Below are 16,648 nucleotides of genomic sequence, written 5' to 3' on the forward strand. Positions count from 1 at the left end.
GCAGTTACCAAGGCAATCTGCTCCCATCCCACGAGAAAAGGTGTCCACTATCGCCTTCTTGAAGCTGTTCGATGACAGCCAATAATTGGGTAACAGTACGTTCCACTGAAAATAATTTTTCCGCAGGGACATTTCTCTGGAAAGGACGAGAAAGACGCGTATCAGTTGTACCAGGATGCAATGTTACTATTAATGCTTTCGGACAACTTCTTTTATACTCAATTGCCGCAGTTCGCATCAACATATTGAGTGCTGCTTTAGAAGCCCGATAGCCATACCATCCACCAAGTTGGTTATCGCCAATGCTGCCCAATTTAGCAGAAATAGTGGCGAACACGCTGCGTTCTTTATGACGAAACAGAGGCAATAAATGTTTAGCCAGTAAGACAGCACCAATACTATTTGTCTGAAAGTAGCGCAGCAAATTTTCTGAATTGATCTGTCTTAAGCTTTTTTCAGGTTGCAAAGTATTTTCATGTAACAGTCCTACACAGTTGACTACCAAATGCAGTTTGTCAACTTGTCTATGTATTTTTTGAACAGCTTCAATAATCTGTAACTCGTCAGTGATATCCATCTCCACACAAATTAATCGCTCAGGATATTCGTCTGTAAGAGTTATTAACTCTAAGGCCGATTCCGGTTGACGAGAAGTTGCATAAATTTTAACTATTCTGCGATCTTGTAGCAATTTTTTCACCAAACCCAAACCAATACCTTGGCTGGCTCCCACAATCAAAGCATTGACAGGATTAATTTCATCGATAAAAGACATATCAATTTAGATAACTTGTGGAGGTATTTGATATTCATAGCGAGAGACAAAATAAGCACCAATTTGTCTCTGGCTGCGATCGCGGAAACCAAAGCCTTGATATACTGCTCTCAGGCGCGGACGCGAATCATCGCAATCTAGACGTAAATAACGTTTACTAAGTGTTTGTGCGCGTTCAACAGCCCAAGTCAACAGTGTCGAACTACGAAGCAATGTACAAATGCTGACTCTTCCTCAGAGATATCGGGCCAGAAAAGAAATACTCTAGTTCTTAGAGCAAAGCGCCACCACAACTAGAACCACACCCAGCAGTACAACCATAGCAATAAGCAGCAGTTTGTACCTCACCGATCGGGTCTAAATTGCCAGCTTCTAACAATTTACCAACTGTCAAAGTTTCACCATTACGAGTTTTTGCAGGCAAATTCATCATTTGGTTAAAGTCACAATCATATACATTGCCGAGATAGTCAATTGAAAGTTCATCGCGACACATTAAATGTTCAACTGTGCTGGGATTAAAATGCGACTCTAAAAACTGCAAATAGCTAGCGTACAGTTTTTTCCGTTCTAAATGCATTTTGGTTCTACCAACTGGTAGATTGGTAAAGGTGAAGAGGTTGTTAAACACAATATTAAAATGTTCTTGTAAGAACATTTTGTAATCTCGTTCTAGGTTGCTCTGTTCGGGAGCTAAAGAAAATTTTTCATCGGTGGGTAACTGGGGATTAAAAACCAAGTCCAAAATTAAGTTTTGGTCTTTACCATAGCCGAGTTGGTTAAGCCACTGCAAAGCTTTGACTGAACTATCAAAAACACCAGTACCGCGCATTTTATCAACATTATCTGCTAGGTAACAGGGTAGAGAAGCCACAATTCTTACTTGGTGTTTAGCAAAGTATTCTGGTAAATCACCAAATCCCTCTTCAAAATAAATCGCCAAATTAGACCGGACAATGACTTGTTTACCAGTTCCTTTTGCTGCTTCTACCAGTGGCTTAAATCCATAATTCATTTCAGGTGCGCCACCAGTCAAATCCACAATTTTAATTTCGGGAAATTTATGGATTACTGAAATCAATTGTTCGCAAATTTCAGGAGAAAGTTCTTCTGTACGTTTTGGCCCGGCTTCGACATGACAGTGTGTACAAGCAAGATTACAACGCTTACCTAAATTAATTTGTAAAACAGTGATTCCTTTTTTTGTCAAAGGTGAACTGAGTTTGTTTTTAAAGGCTGTGACTGCTGTATCTCGTATTATTTTTGCTTGAGTTTGCATTAGTTACTACTCCTAAAAAGTTGCACAACAATCTTTAATTTTTCTAACCTTGCAATAATCTGTAGGTTATTGCACTAATAATTGCAGCAGTTGGTAAAGTTAAAATCCACGATAGTAGAATCTGATAAAAAACACGAGTATTAGATTTAGATTTTTTGTTAATTAATCCAACACCAAAAATAGAACTAACTGAAACGTAAGTGGTAGAAACTGGAAGCCCAAACTGAGTAGCTGCAATGACTAGAACTCCAGTTACTATATTTGCTGATAAGCCTTGAGTCTGATTCATTGAGGTAATCTTTTCACTCATGGTTATTGCAACTTTTTGGGAGTTCAGTAAACCGCCAAGTGCCATTGCGATCGCTATCACGATCGCTCCTCCCTGAATCGAGAAATATTCAATAATTAGGATGAGTGAAACAATCTTAGGAGTATCATTTAATCCTCTAGCAAAACTGATAATTCCAGCGCTGAAAAAATGACAACCATCAATCATTTTTTGGTTGACTGGTAGATGCCATTTTGAATTAATATAGCCAGATAAGCTGTAAATTCCTGCTCCCAAGGGAATAGCAACGATTGGACTGAGTAATAAAGGCAAAACAAAGGAAGTTCCTAAAGCTGCAAAATTAACTTGTAGTCCGATCGCAACTAATCCAGCGCCAACCAGCGCACCTGTTAAACTGTGAGTTGTGGAAATGGGAAACCCGATGAGGGTAGCAATGATTACAGTCAATCCAGTCGCGATCGCGACTGCAAGATGAAACTCTGGAGAATTAGCGATCGCATCAGGTAATAGTCCTTTTCCAGACAAGTTTTTAATTAATGCTCCTGCTAAAAAAGTCGCAGTTATTGCACCAGCAAAAGTTGTGAAAGTTGCCCACAAAATTGCTGTTTGATAGCTGCTAGTTCGGCTACCAAACAGCGTCGCTACACCTTTAAAATTATCATTTGCTCCATTTGAGTATGCTAAAAAAAGCGTAGCTAAAAATAGACTAATTAACAACATTTTGGAGTTTATAAAAAAGAAGTCAGAATTCAGAATCTAGAATTCAGAATGTAATTAGTGAAATATTCAAATTGTGCATTCATCACCCAGCGATGCACTGAGCTTGTCGAAGTGTCGCACAGAACCACTCTGAATTCTGACACCTGAATTCTTTCTGAACAAATTAACAGCAGCCACCACCGCTATAGTGCCAGGTTGAATTGGTAACAATTATTTCTGCTGGGTTACTAGCAACAAGTTTAGCAGCAGTTTTATCACACACCGCAGCCGGAATACCTAGCTGAAGTATATGACCTGCAAAATCATCAAAGAAGGGTTCAGAACCAGCATAAATTGCTGTTTTTCCAGTGAAAATGCAAGCACCATCTTCTGGAATTACAACTTTAAATGAGACTGAATCCAGACTTTCTAAAAGTAGGTTTTCTTCTAAATTATAAGTCTGGGAATCTAGTAGGCGATAAGGACGACGGGCACGAATTTCAACTTGGCCAAAACCAGCATTTATAATCTTTTCAGTATACTCTTGATATGTGAGTGCGCCTGATAAACACATGGCTCTGAGTCGCTCATCTTCTTGAAGATGTGCTGGAATGGGACGAGTCGCAATTGGATCGCTCATCTGCAAGCGTCCACCTGGTTTTAACACCCGATATGCTTCTTTTAAAGCACGAGTTAAATCTTCTGGTTCAAAGATGTTGAAAAGACAATTTTGTGCCACGATATCAACGCTAGCATCAGCAACAGGTAAGTTAAAAGCATCACCTTCGCGGATTTCGACAAAGCTAGTGTTAAACCAGGGGTTTTCTTGAGCAGCAATTTCCAAATTACGTGTAGCTGCTTCCCGCATGGCCCCAACAGGTTCAACGGCAATTACAGCACTTGCATAACGGGAAAAATAAGCGAATTGCAACGCTTCTAAGCCGCCACCAACGCCGACGTACAGCACAGTAGGTTGCTTTCCTAGTTCGGTGGGGTGAACAGTGGTGCCACAACCATAATTCATTTCCTGCATTGGCAAAGGAATTTTCAATCCTGGTAATTGCAGGGGCGTACTTTGTACACAACAAAGTCCAACTTGCGGGGTTTGGGCAACTTCGCGATAGAACTGCGCTGCTGTTTCTAGATAGGTCATGCCACTTTGAGTTTTGGATTTTGGATGATTACAGCTTTGTGCATCCTAATATAATTAACTCTGAGTTGGATGAGTTTTTGGTGAGATTGCCAAAAACCCTAAATATTTTTATGATGAAGGATTGGGGACTAGAAATACAACTCTTGGAAAGGCTGTACCAACGACAAGTGGTAGTTGAGCGTAGTTGAAACTCAGTGTATCGCTGGGGATTAGGGGAATAAGGAAGAATGATTGAAAAGTCTTTCGCTTGTCTTTCTCGAATTCAATCATGCAATGTGTAGCCAACACCGATCACAGTTTGAATCAGGCATTTTTCGTTATTGGCTTCAAGTTTCAGGCGCAGGTAGTTAATGTAGGGTTCAATGATGTTGGCATCGCCCATGAAGTCATAACCCCAGACTTCCTCTAAAATGCGATCGCAGCTAATTATCTGTCGCGGATGGGCCAGCAAATATTCTAGTAAATCAAATTCCTTCGCAGTTAACTCTATTAACCGCCGATCTCGATATACTTCCCGCGTGCGACGATTTAAACTCAGGTCTTCAAATTCTAAAATATCTGCGTACTCTACTTGATTGTTTCTTCGTAGGCGAGCGCCGACTCTGGCTAATAATTCATCAACGCTGAAGGGTTTAACGAGGTAATCATCAGCACCAGCGTCTAAACCTGCAATGCGATCGCTCACTTCATCTTTGACGGTTAATAAGATTATCGGCACTTTCTCAGCGATACTCCGCAGGCGGGTGCAAATTTCCCACCCCGACAACCCAGGCAACATCCAGTCTAAAATTACTAAATCCAGATGCAACTCCCTGGCTGCGGTGAGTGCAGTTAATCCATCGTAGGCAATACTGACTTGATAACCTTCATAATTCAATTCCAATTCGATAAATCGTGCCAGTTTGACCTCATCTTCAATCAGTAAGATGTGCGTCATGATGATCTTAATAATTTCAGCAGGATACGGGAAGCAACAATAGTGCCAGCTACTTAATAGCCAAACATCTAATTAGGTGTACGTTAGCTTAGTATAAACCTGAGTAAGTAACAACCGTAAATCTGCAATTACCGATCGCTGCTCGATCGAAGAACAATCCAACTGGCTATCAGCAATAAGCTGTGATATCTTCACCACATTCATCGGCAAGATAACAGAGCGCTCTAAAACGCAAACCAACCACTTCCTCGTATAGAGGATTTAATTTACACATAGGTGGAATATGCAATAGCTTCCGGCCAAGCAGCATGATGTCTCGCTCAAAGGGACATTGAGCAGGAATAGCTTTGCATAGAAAATGAGCCAATTTGGAGTTATGAATTTCTATCGTTTCCAACCACTCGCGGACTGGGTGCAGTAAATCTTTGTATAAGCGAATTTGAATAAAGCTTGTCATAATTTTTCACCTTGATAATTTCAAACTAGATTGAGTTTTTTGTATTTGAACCTCTATAAATAAATACAGTTAGGTTTTATAGTTTTATGCACTTGTTACTTTTTCTTTGGTTCTCTACAGAGGTAGAAATAGTAATGTTAACTACACATTCAAGTACTACAGTTCCCGATAATTTGTCCTGACTTTCCACTTCATATTGAAAAACCCATCCAAAACTGAACCCCCTAACCTTTCTCTAGTAGAGAAGCTCGATTTTCAGGGCAAAAACGTAGACAGGATAACGCTTTTGGGCAAATTGGTACTATTTGACAAACATTTCGGCTCAATCTCTGGACGATGCAGAATTTTTCAGGTTACTGATAGTACTTTACGTTTCTATTTAGTCTACGCATTTGTCAATCAATTTAATATCAAGCTAATATAAGTAAAGATTTTTAAGTGTAATTGCTGATGTCGTTTAGCACATTAACATAATTTATGCAAGCGAAAAGATCGTGAAGATGGCTGCGGAAATATACTGAATCATTTAACAAAATTTATTATTTGCCTTCTCATGTCTCAGAAAATATACGGTCACAATCATTAACTAATTATAGATATCCTTTATTAGAGCTAATTCGCTCTCAAAGTTAAGAAACTTGGTATCAGTTACTAAAAACTATGACGAGTAGTTGGGCTGCTAGTCACCCTTCTCTTTCAAAGACGGGAACGCGTGACGATTCTAACGGCGCTAACGCAGCGATCGCGATCGTCTCATTGGCACAGTCTCTCGTAAAGAAAAGAAGATAGCCAGTAGAGACCGACTGTTACCGTTCTACAGCACTGGCTCACCGTTTTTACCAATTTAGCCAGCAGCTACTTTTTCAACTAGGAAGGTAAAAAATGGAATGGGCTATTTACAAAAAGAATACAGGCAGTTTTGTAATAGCAGTCGCAATTATGACTGGTGTTGGGGTTATCTCATATCTTAGTTTGCTTCAGTATAGAGAAAACGCTCAATGGGTAACACATACACGCGAGGTGCTTGAAAAGACAAAAGAAGTAATGTCACAGATTAAAGATGCAGAGACTGGACAACGAGGCTATCTTCTCACAGGCAAAGAACGGTATCTGGAACCGTATCGCACTGCAACTGGCGAGATTGCTCAGAAACTTAAGACTCTACGCCAATTGACTGCGGATAACCCGAATCAACGGCGGCGGCTCGATCGCCTCGAACCTCTGATAACTAAAAAACTGGTTTTGATTGAACAGACGATTAACGCTAGGAGCAAAAACTTAGAGTCCGCGTTGCAAATAGTTCAGACAGATCGGGGTCAGCAGATTATGGAGGACATCCGAATCCTGACCACAGCTATGGAGAATGAAGAGAATGAGTTGTTGAAACAGCGATCGATGAAGGCGAACGCTAGCGCTCATCAAACAACTTTGCTGACTATTTTTGGTAGCATTATCGCTTCTGCGATCGTCGGTTTCGCAGCTACAATCACCAATCAGGAACTGATCAAACGCAAACGGATGGAAAATTCTCTGCAAAAGGCTCGCGATGAGTTAGAAATAGAGGTTAACAAACGGACTGCCGAACTGAGAAACACTAACAATGAATTGCAAACTGAAATTAATGAGCGTAAAAAGGCGGAGTCAGAGATTCTGCGTCTGAACGTCCAGCTTGAGGGGCGAGTTGCAGAACGCACAGCACAACTCGAAGCCACTAACAAAGAGATGGAAGCATTTAGTTATTCTGTGTCTCATGACCTGCGCGCCCCCTTGCGGAGCATCGATGGCTTTAGTCAAGCACTCCTAGAAGATTATGCTGACAAGCTGGACGCACTAGGTCAAAACTACCTCCAACGAGTGCGTGCAGCCACCCAGCGAATGGCACAACTAATCGATGATCTACTGAATCTGTCACGATTGACGCGTAGTGAGATGCGTTACGAAAAGGTCGATCTCAGCGCACTCGTGGAGGCGATCGCTACAGACTTGCACAAAACCCAACCAGAACGCCAAGTAGAGTTTATCATTACGCCGGGATTGGTTGCTAATGGTGATGCTCATCTGTTAAGGATCGTGCTAGAAAACCTGCTAGGTAATGCGTGGAAGTTTACAGGAAAACATCAAAAAGCACGCATAGAATTTGGGCTTTTACAGCAAGATGACACCCACGTGTATTTTGTCCGCGATGATGGCACAGGCTTTGATATGGCCTATATTGACAAACTCTTCGGTGCTTTTCAGCGCCTACACGCCATGACTGAGTTTGAAGGCACTGGCATCGGACTAGCTACTGTGCAGCGCATTATTCACCGTCATGGCGGCCGTGTTTGGGCTGAAAGTGCACTAGAGCAAGGCGCAACATTTTACTTCACCCTTTAACTAGAGGAATACAACATGATTTTACTTGTAGAAGACAATCCTGACGATGAAGCGCTCACCCTACGCGCACTTAAGAAAAACAATATTCTGAACGAGGTAGTAGTAGCGCGCGATGGGGTAGAAGCCCTAGATTATCTCTTTGGTAAAGGTGTATACGCCGATCGCGACATGAGCGTTATGCCGAATCTCATCCTGCTAGATTTGAAGTTGCCTAAAATGGATGGTCTAGAAGTTTTGCGACACCTACGAACCGATGACAGGACAAAAATCCTTCCCGTCGTCATTCTCACCTCCTCCAAAGAGGAGCAAGACTTAATCAATGGTTATAGCTTGGGAGCCAACAGCTATGTTCGGAAACCAGTAGACTTTTCCCAATTCAGTGAAGCAGTGCGACAACTAGGATTGTACTGGTTTGTCTTAAACGAATCACCACCAAGGATATAGCTTCTACCAATCCTCCAAAATCAGGTTATAGACGTAAGACTGACTTTCTTAATTACGAATTACGAATTACGAATTACGAATTACATGGGTATACCACTGCGTGTATTACTTGTTGAGGATTCAGAAGATGACGCTTTGTTGCTGCTGCGCGAACTGCAACGTGGTGGCTACGAAGTAACTTTTGAACGGATTGATACACCCACAGCCATGAAAGCTGCGATCGCAGAGCAAACATGGGATATCGTTATCTGCGATTATTCTATGCCCACCTTTAGCGCCCCGGCGGCATTGAAGCAGGTCAAGGAAAGTGGACTTGACTTGCCATTCATTATCGTCTCAGGCACTATTGGTGAAGATACGGCAGTCGCCGCGATGAAAGCTGGTGCCCATGACTACATTATCAAAGGCAATCTAGCACGGCTTATTCCTGCTGTTGCCCGCGAGCTGCGTGAGGCACTAGTGAGGCGGGAGCGTAAACAAGCAGAGGAGCAGATTAAAGCATCGCTTCAAGAAAAAGAGGTGCTGTTGAAAGAAATTCATCACCGGGTAAAAAATAATTTGCAGATTATTTCTAGTCTGCTCAACCTGCAAGCAGAGTATCTCAAGGACAATCAAGCTCTTGAGGTATTCAAAGATAGCCAGAACCGGATTGAATCAATGGCTCTGATCCACGAGAAACTATATCAATCTCAAGACTTGGCAAAAATTAATTTTGCCGACTATATTCAAGATTTAGTAACTAATTTATTTTATTCATACAACGTTAATTCCAGCGATATTACTTTGAAAATGAATGTTGAGGAGGTTTTTCTAGCTATTGATGCAGCTATTCCTTGCGGTTTGATTATCAACGAACTTATTTCAAATTCCCTAAAATATGCCTTTCCCCAAAGAGAACCGGGAGAAATTTATATTGACTTTTGCTCCAGAGAAGGAAATTTGTTTACACTTACTATCGGTGATAATGGTGTCGGCTTTGCCCAAGATTTTGACTTTCAAGCGACAGAATCATTAGGTTTACGATTAGTCAAAGGTCTAATACATCAGCTACAAGGCAATATCGATTTTATCAGCGACAATGGAGTAGAGTATAAAATTATATTTCCGAATAAAATTTTCTAAATTTAGAATTAGAAGTTAAATAAAATCATGAACCCAGTAAATATATTAGTTGTTGAAGATGAAATCATCGTGGCAATGGATATACAAAGTCGGCTCAGGAAATTTGGATACACTGTTCTGGGACTTGCTGATTCGGGAGAAGAAGCAATTAAGAAAGCAGCAGATGATTCTTTAGATTTAGTTCTAATGGATATTCACCTTAAAGGAAAGATGGACGGTGTGGAGGCGGCTCAGATAATTCATAATCTTTTTAATATTCCAGTCATATATCTGACTGCTAATGCAGATGAATCAACATTGAATCGAGCCAAGGTGACAGAGCCGTTTGGCTACATTCTCAAGCCTTTTAAAGAAAAAGAATTAAAGTTCACGATTGAAATTACCCTTTCTAAACATCAAACAGAAAAAAAATTAAAACAGAATGAACAATGGCTAACTACTGTACTTAAAAGTATTGGAGATGCTGTAATTACCAGCGACGAAGCTGGAACTGTAAATTTTATGAATCCAATTGCGGAGGTACTAACGGGTTGGAATTATGCAGATGCATTTGGTAAAGAAGCAACAGAAGTATTCAATATTGCTCATCAAGCAACTCATATAATAATTGAAAATCCTGTAGAGCAAGTCCTTCAGTCGGGCGTTACGATCGGTCTACCAGAGCAGACGATACTTATTGCTAAAAACGGTACAGAAATACCAATTGATGATAGTGTTGCACCAATTAAAGATGACAGTGGTAACATCACGGGTGCAGTTTTGGTCTTTCAGGATATCACCGAACGCAACCAAATTCTGGAAGCACTAGCGCGTCGCCAGCAAGAATTCAAAGCACTAGTTGAAAATGCACCTGATATTATTTCTAGATTTAACCCTCAATTGCGCTACGTTTACGTTAATCCAGCTATTGAAAAAGTTACAGGAATATCAGCCGAAACATTTATCGGCAAAACAAACGCAGAATTAAATTTGCCAGAAGAATTTTGCCGGATATGCGATCGCAAGCTTCGGCAAGTTTTCCAAACTAAGGAAGAAACGGAGTTTGAATGCAGTTTAGCGATCGGCCAGCAAACAAGACATTACCATACCCGCCTTGTCCCAGAACTAGCTAATGATGGTTCAGTATATTTTGTTTTAAGTATCGCTCGTAATATTACTGCTCTCAAACTTGCGGAGGCGCAATTAATTTATGATGCCTTTCACGATATCCTAACCGGTCTGCCAAACCGTGCCTTATTTATGGAACGGCTAGAGCGTGCGCTCATGCAGGTAAAACGACGCGCGAACTATACATTCGCTGTTCTCTTTCTAGACCTAGATCGCTTCAAAGTTGTCAACGACAGTCTCGGTCACATGATTGGCGATCAACTACTAACTGCCCTTGCTCGGAGATTAGAAAATTGCCTGCGTGCTGGAGACACAGTTGCCCGTCTAGGAGGAGATGAATTTACAATTTTGCTTGACGATCTCCAAAATGCCAATGACGTAATCAGCGTAGTGGAGCGGATACACGAAGCTCTGACATTTGCGTTCCAACTCAGTGGTTACGAGGTATTTACCACCGTCAGTATTGGCATCGCTCTGAGCAAGGGTAGTTATAACCGACCGGAGGAACTCTTGCGCGACGCTGACATTGCAATGTATCGCGCTAAAGCATTGGGTAAGGCACGCCATGAGATATTTGACTCAACCATGTACACCCAAGTAACCCAGCTATTAGAGTTAGAGATGGATCTACGACGGGCAGTTGAACGCCAGGAGTTTCAGGTTTACTACCAGCCAATTATTTTATTAGAAACTTACAAAATTATTGGCTTCGAGGCTCTCGTTCGCTGGCAACACCCGCAACATGGATTAGTATCTCCAGACCACTTTATTCCCCTGGCAGAAGAAACTGGGCTGATTATCCCTATTGGTTATTGGGTACTAGGCGAGGCTTGTCGGCAGATGCGTGCTTGGCAAGTACAATTTCCTACCGATCCACCCTTGACAATCAGTGTAAATCTTTCCACTAAGCAGTTTTCACAACCCAGTCTGATTGAGAAAATTAACCAAATTATCCAAGAGACTGGTTTAGAAGTTGGCAGTTTAAAGCTGGAGATTACCGAAAGCGTACTTATGGAGAATATTCAATTAGCAACTTTTATGCTCTTGCAGCTGCAACAGATGAATATTCAATTACACTTAGATGATTTTGGCATCGGCTATTCATCCTTGAGTTACCTGCACCGCTTTCCCAGTAATGCCTTGAAGATCGATCGTTCCTTTATTGCTAAGATTGGTGCTAATGGAGAAAACTTAGAGATTGTTCAAGCGATCGTCGCTCTAGCACAGAGTCTAAATATAGATGTAATAGCAGAGGGCGTAGAAACACTAGAGCAACTAGCACAACTTAAAGTGATGAAATGCAAATATGCACAGGGATATTTTTTCTCCCAACCCCTCGATAGCAAGTTGGTAGAAACATTAATTTTATCTGGCATTGAACCTAGATATTAGCCAGTCTTTAGCTTCGTGTAACTAAGCCAACAAAAACCCGATATTACAACTAATTCTGAACCGCTATAGTTAATTTGTGTTGTTAACCAAATTCTTGGAGGCGCAGCTAAACTTACTCTTAAAAAGCATCAAGCTTTAAGCAAGCTGTGAAAACTAATGACTGATAACTTTTTCAATAATAAAAAGCTACTTTTTGACCTATGGGCATCAAGTTACGATTGGTTCTTTCCTTCAGTGTTTTATCGAGCCGTTCACCAACGGTTGCTGGAGTACGTCGATTTACCAGAGCTAGCAAATGTACTTGATATCGGCTGTGGTACTGGACGCTTGCTTGAGCGCCTTGCTACTCAGTTTCCCAATCTCCAAGCTACCGGATTGGATTTATCTGCTAATATGTTGCGGGTAGCAAGACAGAACAACCGCCACCGTCCACGCTTAATTTATATTGAGGGCAAAGCTGAGTCTCTTCCCTTTGCTGATGGTCAATTTGATGCCGTTTTCAGTACTATCAGCTTCTTGCACTATTTGGAACCAAAACAGGTGGTTAGTGAGATAGCACGGGTACTTTCTCCCGGCGGACGCTTTTATTTGGTTGACATTACTTCCCAAAAAGAGACAGAACCTCAATTATTGCCTATCTCTCCCCGCGGAATTAGACTCTACAGCCCTAATCAACGTCAACTTCTTGGCTCTTCTGCTGGGCTATTGTGTTTGAATCACCATTATTTACTAGGGCCTGTCTTACTAACGATTTTTAGTAAACCTCCGATTTGAAAATGGAGGCAATAAAAAGTTGGAAACATCTTGTATCAAGCCTTATTCTGCATATCTTAAATTACGAATTACGAATTACGAATTACGAATTACGAATTACGAATTAGTCTGACCTCGATATTCCATAAATACTACAGGAACTTTGAGCAGCCTTTTAGCTAACTGCGAGAATCTAAATTTGTCCTTGAGCGTAGATAAGCCTCTTGTCTTGGGAAATTGTGGCAAGTCTTCAAAAGATATTGGCACAAAGTCAAAGCGACTGTAAAACTGCACCAGTCGTTGACCTAAGCATTCCAGATAGAGTGGTTGCGTTGCTGTATTAATCAAATGCTGCGTTAGCAAACTACCCAAACCGCGACCTCTCCAAGCTGATGCAACGACCAAGCTACCAAGTTCTTGTGCCCCTGAAAAGTTACGCAGCTGTCCGCAAGCTATAAGATTCTCATTGCATTCAATTACCCAAAATTGCTGCCAATTTAATTGGGTTGGATCGAGTTTGGCTGAAAATACCAGCAATCGAATCGACCACTGATCCCCAGAGGTTGCCTTGCGAAGGATACATCCAGATGGTAACGATAGATTGTTCTGGTTCATTAATTAGACTTTGATAGTTTGTATCACCATCATCACACCATATTATTCACCTAGCCAGACTCAGATTGCTTGCTATTTCCTGGCAACTATCAATAAGGCAATTTTAAAAGCATCTCGGAGATAAAACCCCTTTTAGGTTCTCCATTAACGATAGCAAGGGTTCTAAGGTTAACAACTTCTATATTTATGGATTTTTATCAGCAGACATGAGTAGTACAAAACAATACTTAGGATAGAGGGAGAAATCAGCCATAACTATATTCTAGATAGATGCACCCATACTCCTAATTTTTTAAGATAATCCCAAGGATAAATAATAAGGGATGTAATCATGGCTGAACAACAAAAATCTAATAATGAACAACCTGCGTCAACTGCTTCTGCTGACGGCGAAACCCCTACCGAAGAAAGTATCCGCAAAACTGGTGATGCGGAAAAGAGTGATGCTAAATCCACTGCTACTCCAGAAGCTCCAGAAAACGATGGTGTAGCAGGTAGCCCCAATCAAGGAACTGAGTCACGTTAATTGATTTGAACCTTCCCAAGTTTTAATCATCTTGTCAGGTCTTGTGTAATTACCCTAATAGAGTATGTATCGAGTGGATATGTGGTGTAACAGCTACAATTATCCACTTATTTTTTGTGTTATGAGCTACATTATCTCTACGTGCGTTAGGGTTGCTTATCGCAGGTATCGCAGTCCCAAACCCCAATGCATCCACCAGCATAAAGCGTTGCAAAACAGTGGGATGAATATATGATTGATGGGGCAAAGCGGATGCAGCAGTTGATTTAAGACTTGCTAGTATTATTCTCCTTTGGGGAATCGGGGTTAGGAATTTATGCTCATTAACTGTAATATAGTACTGAGTCTAGCTCTGAGTAATTTACATATAGTGCGAATGAGGTTTTCCACCCTCTTTATACTCGTCGAGAACAGTATGGCGATCGCATCTGGGCTGAGTCGAAACCGGGCCGGGCATAGGAACAGTATTTTATTTTACTCTCAACGCAAATTAAGGTATCTTTAAATATATATCTAATAACTGCTTATTAACCTTCTAATAAACGCATAAATTCTAGCCCTATCTAAAAAATAGGAAATCAGGTGATTATCTAACAAATTGATATAACCCTGTACTATGGAAAAGCTCACAATTCACATTCTATTAGTAGAAGATAGTGCAAGTGATGCTCATCTGCTACGCCGGATATTTTTAAATTTAGATCGAGAACAATGGCAGATGTTACATGTTGAACGGTTATCTGAGGCAATAGAAGCTAGTAGGGAAAATTCTACGTCTACCCTTGATAATTCTCAGATAGAGAGTCCAAAGCAACGCAGATTCGACCTAGTTTTGTTAGACCTCAGCCTTCCAGACTCTATTGGACTAAACACGTTGAAAAAATTTAGGGCAGCAGTACCTGATATCCCAGTTGTAGTGTTAACAGGTGTTGATGATGAAGATTTAGCACTGCAAGCATTAGCAGAAGGAGCGCAAGACTATCTAGTTAAAGATAAAATCACTATACAACGGTTAGTGCGTGCCATTCGCTATGCCATTGAAAGAAGCGAAATTCTCAACCAACTACGCGAGAGTGAAGAACGCACCCGTCAAGCACTGGCAAAAGAACAGGAACTCAACGAGTTAAAGTCAAACTTTGTAGCAATGGTTTCTCACGAGTTCCGCACCCCCATGACTACGATTCGGACGGCTGTAGATATACTTGAATACAACAGCAATAAACTAACTGATATCCGCAGAACTAAATATTTCGATCGAATACAAAATGCTATCAACCAAATGCTTAATCTCTTAGATGAGATATTGTTCTTGAGTAAAACGGAAGCAGCTAAACTCCAATACAAACCTACGCTGTTAAATTTAGAAAATTTCTGTAGCGAACTCACAGATATTCTTCAACTCAATGCAGGTAGTAAGCACAGGATTATCTTTACTGTTCAAGGTGAATCGACTCAAGCCCAGATGGATGAAGACCTACTAAATTGTATCTTAACCAATTTGATTTCCAATGCCATCAAATATTCCCCTGAAAGTGACACTATTTGGTTTGATTTGATTTGCAAAGATTACCTCGCCATTTTCCAAATAAAAGATCGAGGAATGGGGATTCCTCTCAAAGATCAAACTCATCTATTTAAAACCTTCTATCGCGCCAGTAATGTGGGTGTAATTCAAGGAACAGGACTAGGACTTACTATAGTTAAAAAATGTGTAGAGTTACATGGTGGTCATATTCAATTAGAAAGTGAGCAGGGTGTTGGCACAACAGTAATTGTCACTTTACCACTACAATAGACCTCTGGCACAAATACAAAATTTGCCCTCATCCTCCAACCCCTTCTCCCAAAATTGGGAGAAGGGGAGGCAAATTTAAAGTCCCTTTCCCAAGCTTGGGAGAGGGATTTAGGGTGAAAGCTCATTGATTCACACAAGAAGTCTAATGATTAGTCAAGTAAATTATAATAGTTAAGCATTAGGTATTGGTGTGAGTTATTCTCCTCGGCTTATTTTGGTGCTTGGGAATTTGGTGTTGGACAAGTTTTATTAGCAAAATCACACTGATAAATATAGGGTTCTTGCCAACTTAGGGGAATTTCTAACAAGTCTCGCGTTCCTGTCATACCTTGTCCAATAAATAGCAACAAAGCAATGCAGTTTAAAATCGTATGAACGAGACGCCAACGATTAGACTTATCTTGATAAATATCTTGAACAATTGCTAATGAAAAAATCATTAGTAGTGCTGCGGTAATGCCAATATAATAATGTGACCAATACCATTCATTGGTGCGGCGATAGACTCCATCCTGACAGCCTAGAATTACTAAACCTGCACCAGCTAAAGTGGCAAAAACTGCCCGCCACGCCCGCTGCTTTGCCCAATAAAGAAATACTAATGAGGCGATAGTGGCAGCAAATATTAGCAGTATAAAAATCACTTGAAAAGGTGTTTGATTCCATAATTTATTTTTGATAATATGTTTGCCAATAGGGTAGCTTAATCCGATTAAAGTTAATCCAACAACTGCACTTGTGAGCCTTTCACCTAACTGCTTATGTTCTGCACCCACCACTGGAGGAATTTTACTCTTACTACCTGCTAAAATTTGCAATCTGCGTTGGCGTGTTTGCCAAGCAAAATTAACTACTGTACCGATGAGTGGAAACACGAATATAATTGCGATCGCTGGATGTAAAAGACTAAGAAAATCTGTTATTTGCAT

Annotated in this window: 18 protein-coding genes; 9 read left to right on the forward strand and 9 right to left on the reverse strand. The window is 40.8% G+C overall.

Features of this window, described 5'->3' with window-relative positions:
- Positions 1 to 4: 4 nt before the first annotated feature.
- From AC1F2U_RS14255 to arsM, 5 genes are all read right to left on the reverse strand, one after another.
- The gene (locus tag AC1F2U_RS14255; protein ID WP_480261711.1) at positions 5 to 775 is read right to left on the reverse strand and encodes an SDR family NAD(P)-dependent oxidoreductase; all 771 of its coding nucleotides are present in this window, start codon (positions 773 to 775) and stop codon (positions 5 to 7) included.
- Positions 776 to 781: 6 nt separating this feature from the next.
- Entirely contained in the window at positions 782 to 988 is a 207-nt protein-coding gene (locus tag AC1F2U_RS14260) for a hypothetical protein (protein WP_480261712.1), read from the reverse strand.
- Positions 989 to 1,046: 58 nt separating this feature from the next.
- Complete coding sequence (arsS, locus tag AC1F2U_RS14265) at positions 1,047 to 2,054, reverse strand: arsenosugar biosynthesis radical SAM (seleno)protein ArsS (protein WP_480261713.1); 1,008 nt, start codon at positions 2,052 to 2,054, stop codon at positions 1,047 to 1,049.
- A 43-nt stretch (positions 2,055 to 2,097) separates the two neighbouring features.
- The gene (locus tag AC1F2U_RS14270) at positions 2,098 to 3,063 is read right to left on the reverse strand and encodes an inorganic phosphate transporter (RefSeq protein ID WP_480261714.1); all 966 of its coding nucleotides are present in this window, start codon (positions 3,061 to 3,063) and stop codon (positions 2,098 to 2,100) included.
- Positions 3,064 to 3,226: 163 nt separating this feature from the next.
- Entirely contained in the window at positions 3,227 to 4,195 is a 969-nt protein-coding gene (gene arsM / locus AC1F2U_RS14275) for an arsenosugar biosynthesis arsenite methyltransferase ArsM (RefSeq protein WP_480261715.1), read from the reverse strand.
- 20 nt (positions 4,196 to 4,215) lie between these two features.
- Between arsM and AC1F2U_RS14280 the strand changes: the two genes are divergently transcribed.
- The gene (locus AC1F2U_RS14280; protein WP_480261716.1) at positions 4,216 to 4,383 is read left to right on the forward strand and encodes a hypothetical protein; all 168 of its coding nucleotides are present in this window, start codon (positions 4,216 to 4,218) and stop codon (positions 4,381 to 4,383) included.
- A gap of 74 nt (positions 4,384 to 4,457) precedes the next feature.
- Here AC1F2U_RS14280 and AC1F2U_RS14285 read toward each other — a convergent pair whose 3' ends face one another.
- Both AC1F2U_RS14285 and AC1F2U_RS14290 read right to left on the reverse strand, forming a co-directional pair.
- The gene (locus AC1F2U_RS14285) at positions 4,458 to 5,132 is read right to left on the reverse strand and encodes a response regulator transcription factor (RefSeq protein WP_480261717.1); all 675 of its coding nucleotides are present in this window, start codon (positions 5,130 to 5,132) and stop codon (positions 4,458 to 4,460) included.
- A 169-nt stretch (positions 5,133 to 5,301) separates the two neighbouring features.
- Positions 5,302 to 5,589 (reverse strand): Mo-dependent nitrogenase C-terminal domain-containing protein, encoded by a 288-nt coding sequence (locus AC1F2U_RS14290; RefSeq protein ID WP_480261718.1) that lies wholly within the window; start codon positions 5,587 to 5,589, stop codon positions 5,302 to 5,304.
- A 660-nt stretch (positions 5,590 to 6,249) separates the two neighbouring features.
- On the opposite strand from AC1F2U_RS14290, the gene AC1F2U_RS14295 reads away from it, so the two are divergent.
- The 6 genes from AC1F2U_RS14295 to AC1F2U_RS14320 all read left to right on the forward strand — a co-directional run bounded on the left by AC1F2U_RS14295 (position 6,250) and on the right by AC1F2U_RS14320 (position 12,804).
- Positions 6,250 to 6,378 (forward strand): hypothetical protein, encoded by a 129-nt coding sequence (locus AC1F2U_RS14295; protein WP_480261719.1) that lies wholly within the window; start codon positions 6,250 to 6,252, stop codon positions 6,376 to 6,378.
- 93 nt (positions 6,379 to 6,471) lie between these two features.
- The gene (locus AC1F2U_RS14300) at positions 6,472 to 7,965 is read left to right on the forward strand and encodes a sensor histidine kinase (RefSeq protein WP_480261720.1); all 1,494 of its coding nucleotides are present in this window, start codon (positions 6,472 to 6,474) and stop codon (positions 7,963 to 7,965) included.
- 15 nt (positions 7,966 to 7,980) lie between these two features.
- The gene (locus AC1F2U_RS14305; protein WP_335000001.1) at positions 7,981 to 8,409 is read left to right on the forward strand and encodes a response regulator; all 429 of its coding nucleotides are present in this window, start codon (positions 7,981 to 7,983) and stop codon (positions 8,407 to 8,409) included.
- Positions 8,410 to 8,493: 84 nt separating this feature from the next.
- Positions 8,494 to 9,531, forward strand: a complete 1,038-nt coding sequence (locus tag AC1F2U_RS14310) for a sensor histidine kinase (protein WP_480261721.1) — start codon at positions 8,494 to 8,496, stop codon at positions 9,529 to 9,531.
- Positions 9,532 to 9,558: 27 nt separating this feature from the next.
- Positions 9,559 to 12,030, forward strand: a complete 2,472-nt coding sequence (locus AC1F2U_RS14315; protein ID WP_480261722.1) for a GGDEF domain-containing response regulator — start codon at positions 9,559 to 9,561, stop codon at positions 12,028 to 12,030.
- Between the two features lie 156 nt (positions 12,031 to 12,186).
- A complete protein-coding gene (locus tag AC1F2U_RS14320; RefSeq protein WP_480261723.1) occupies positions 12,187 to 12,804 on the forward strand; it encodes a class I SAM-dependent methyltransferase in 618 nt (205 codons plus the stop codon).
- A gap of 96 nt (positions 12,805 to 12,900) precedes the next feature.
- Here AC1F2U_RS14320 and AC1F2U_RS14325 read toward each other — a convergent pair whose 3' ends face one another.
- Positions 12,901 to 13,398 (reverse strand): GNAT family N-acetyltransferase, encoded by a 498-nt coding sequence (locus AC1F2U_RS14325; protein WP_480261724.1) that lies wholly within the window; start codon positions 13,396 to 13,398, stop codon positions 12,901 to 12,903.
- 331 nt (positions 13,399 to 13,729) lie between these two features.
- Between AC1F2U_RS14325 and AC1F2U_RS14330 the strand changes: the two genes are divergently transcribed.
- Together AC1F2U_RS14330 and AC1F2U_RS14335 are read left to right on the forward strand one after the other, a co-directional pair.
- Positions 13,730 to 13,924 (forward strand): hypothetical protein, encoded by a 195-nt coding sequence (locus AC1F2U_RS14330; protein ID WP_480261725.1) that lies wholly within the window; start codon positions 13,730 to 13,732, stop codon positions 13,922 to 13,924.
- 616 nt (positions 13,925 to 14,540) lie between these two features.
- The gene (locus tag AC1F2U_RS14335) at positions 14,541 to 15,719 is read left to right on the forward strand and encodes a sensor histidine kinase (RefSeq protein WP_480261726.1); all 1,179 of its coding nucleotides are present in this window, start codon (positions 14,541 to 14,543) and stop codon (positions 15,717 to 15,719) included.
- Positions 15,720 to 15,928: 209 nt separating this feature from the next.
- Here the strand turns inward: AC1F2U_RS14335 and AC1F2U_RS14340 are convergent, their stop codons facing one another.
- The gene (locus AC1F2U_RS14340; RefSeq protein ID WP_480261727.1) at positions 15,929 to 16,648 is read right to left on the reverse strand and encodes a DUF4079 domain-containing protein; all 720 of its coding nucleotides are present in this window, start codon (positions 16,646 to 16,648) and stop codon (positions 15,929 to 15,931) included.

The sequence above is a fragment of the Nostoc sp. LEGE 12454 genome (assembly GCF_056620565.1).

Coding starts and splice junctions, on each gene's coding strand:
- arsM (WP_480261715.1), bottom strand. CDS start 4,195: ATGACCTATCTAGAAACAGCAGCGCAGTTCTATCGCGAAGTTGCCCAA.
- AC1F2U_RS14325 (WP_480261724.1), bottom strand. CDS start 13,398: ATGAACCAGAACAATCTATCGTTACCATCTGGATGTATCCTTCGCAAG.
- AC1F2U_RS14335 (WP_480261726.1), top strand. CDS start 14,541: ATGGAAAAGCTCACAATTCACATTCTATTAGTAGAAGATAGTGCAAGT.
- AC1F2U_RS14300 (WP_480261720.1), top strand. CDS start 6,472: ATGGAATGGGCTATTTACAAAAAGAATACAGGCAGTTTTGTAATAGCA.
- AC1F2U_RS14305 (WP_335000001.1), top strand. CDS start 7,981: ATGATTTTACTTGTAGAAGACAATCCTGACGATGAAGCGCTCACCCTA.
- arsS (WP_480261713.1), bottom strand. CDS start 2,054: ATGCAAACTCAAGCAAAAATAATACGAGATACAGCAGTCACAGCCTTT.
- AC1F2U_RS14315 (WP_480261722.1), top strand. CDS start 9,559: ATGAACCCAGTAAATATATTAGTTGTTGAAGATGAAATCATCGTGGCA.
- AC1F2U_RS14290 (WP_480261718.1), bottom strand. CDS start 5,589: ATGACAAGCTTTATTCAAATTCGCTTATACAAAGATTTACTGCACCCA.
- AC1F2U_RS14330 (WP_480261725.1), top strand. CDS start 13,730: ATGGCTGAACAACAAAAATCTAATAATGAACAACCTGCGTCAACTGCT.
- AC1F2U_RS14295 (WP_480261719.1), top strand. CDS start 6,250: ATGACGAGTAGTTGGGCTGCTAGTCACCCTTCTCTTTCAAAGACGGGA.
- AC1F2U_RS14340 (WP_480261727.1), bottom strand. CDS start 16,648: ATGCAAATAACAGATTTTCTTAGTCTTTTACATCCAGCGATCGCAATT.
- AC1F2U_RS14310 (WP_480261721.1), top strand. CDS start 8,494: ATGGGTATACCACTGCGTGTATTACTTGTTGAGGATTCAGAAGATGAC.
- AC1F2U_RS14320 (WP_480261723.1), top strand. CDS start 12,187: ATGACTGATAACTTTTTCAATAATAAAAAGCTACTTTTTGACCTATGG.
- AC1F2U_RS14255 (WP_480261711.1), bottom strand. CDS start 775: ATGTCTTTTATCGATGAAATTAATCCTGTCAATGCTTTGATTGTGGGA.
- AC1F2U_RS14270 (WP_480261714.1), bottom strand. CDS start 3,063: ATGTTGTTAATTAGTCTATTTTTAGCTACGCTTTTTTTAGCATACTCA.
- AC1F2U_RS14285 (WP_480261717.1), bottom strand. CDS start 5,132: ATGACGCACATCTTACTGATTGAAGATGAGGTCAAACTGGCACGATTT.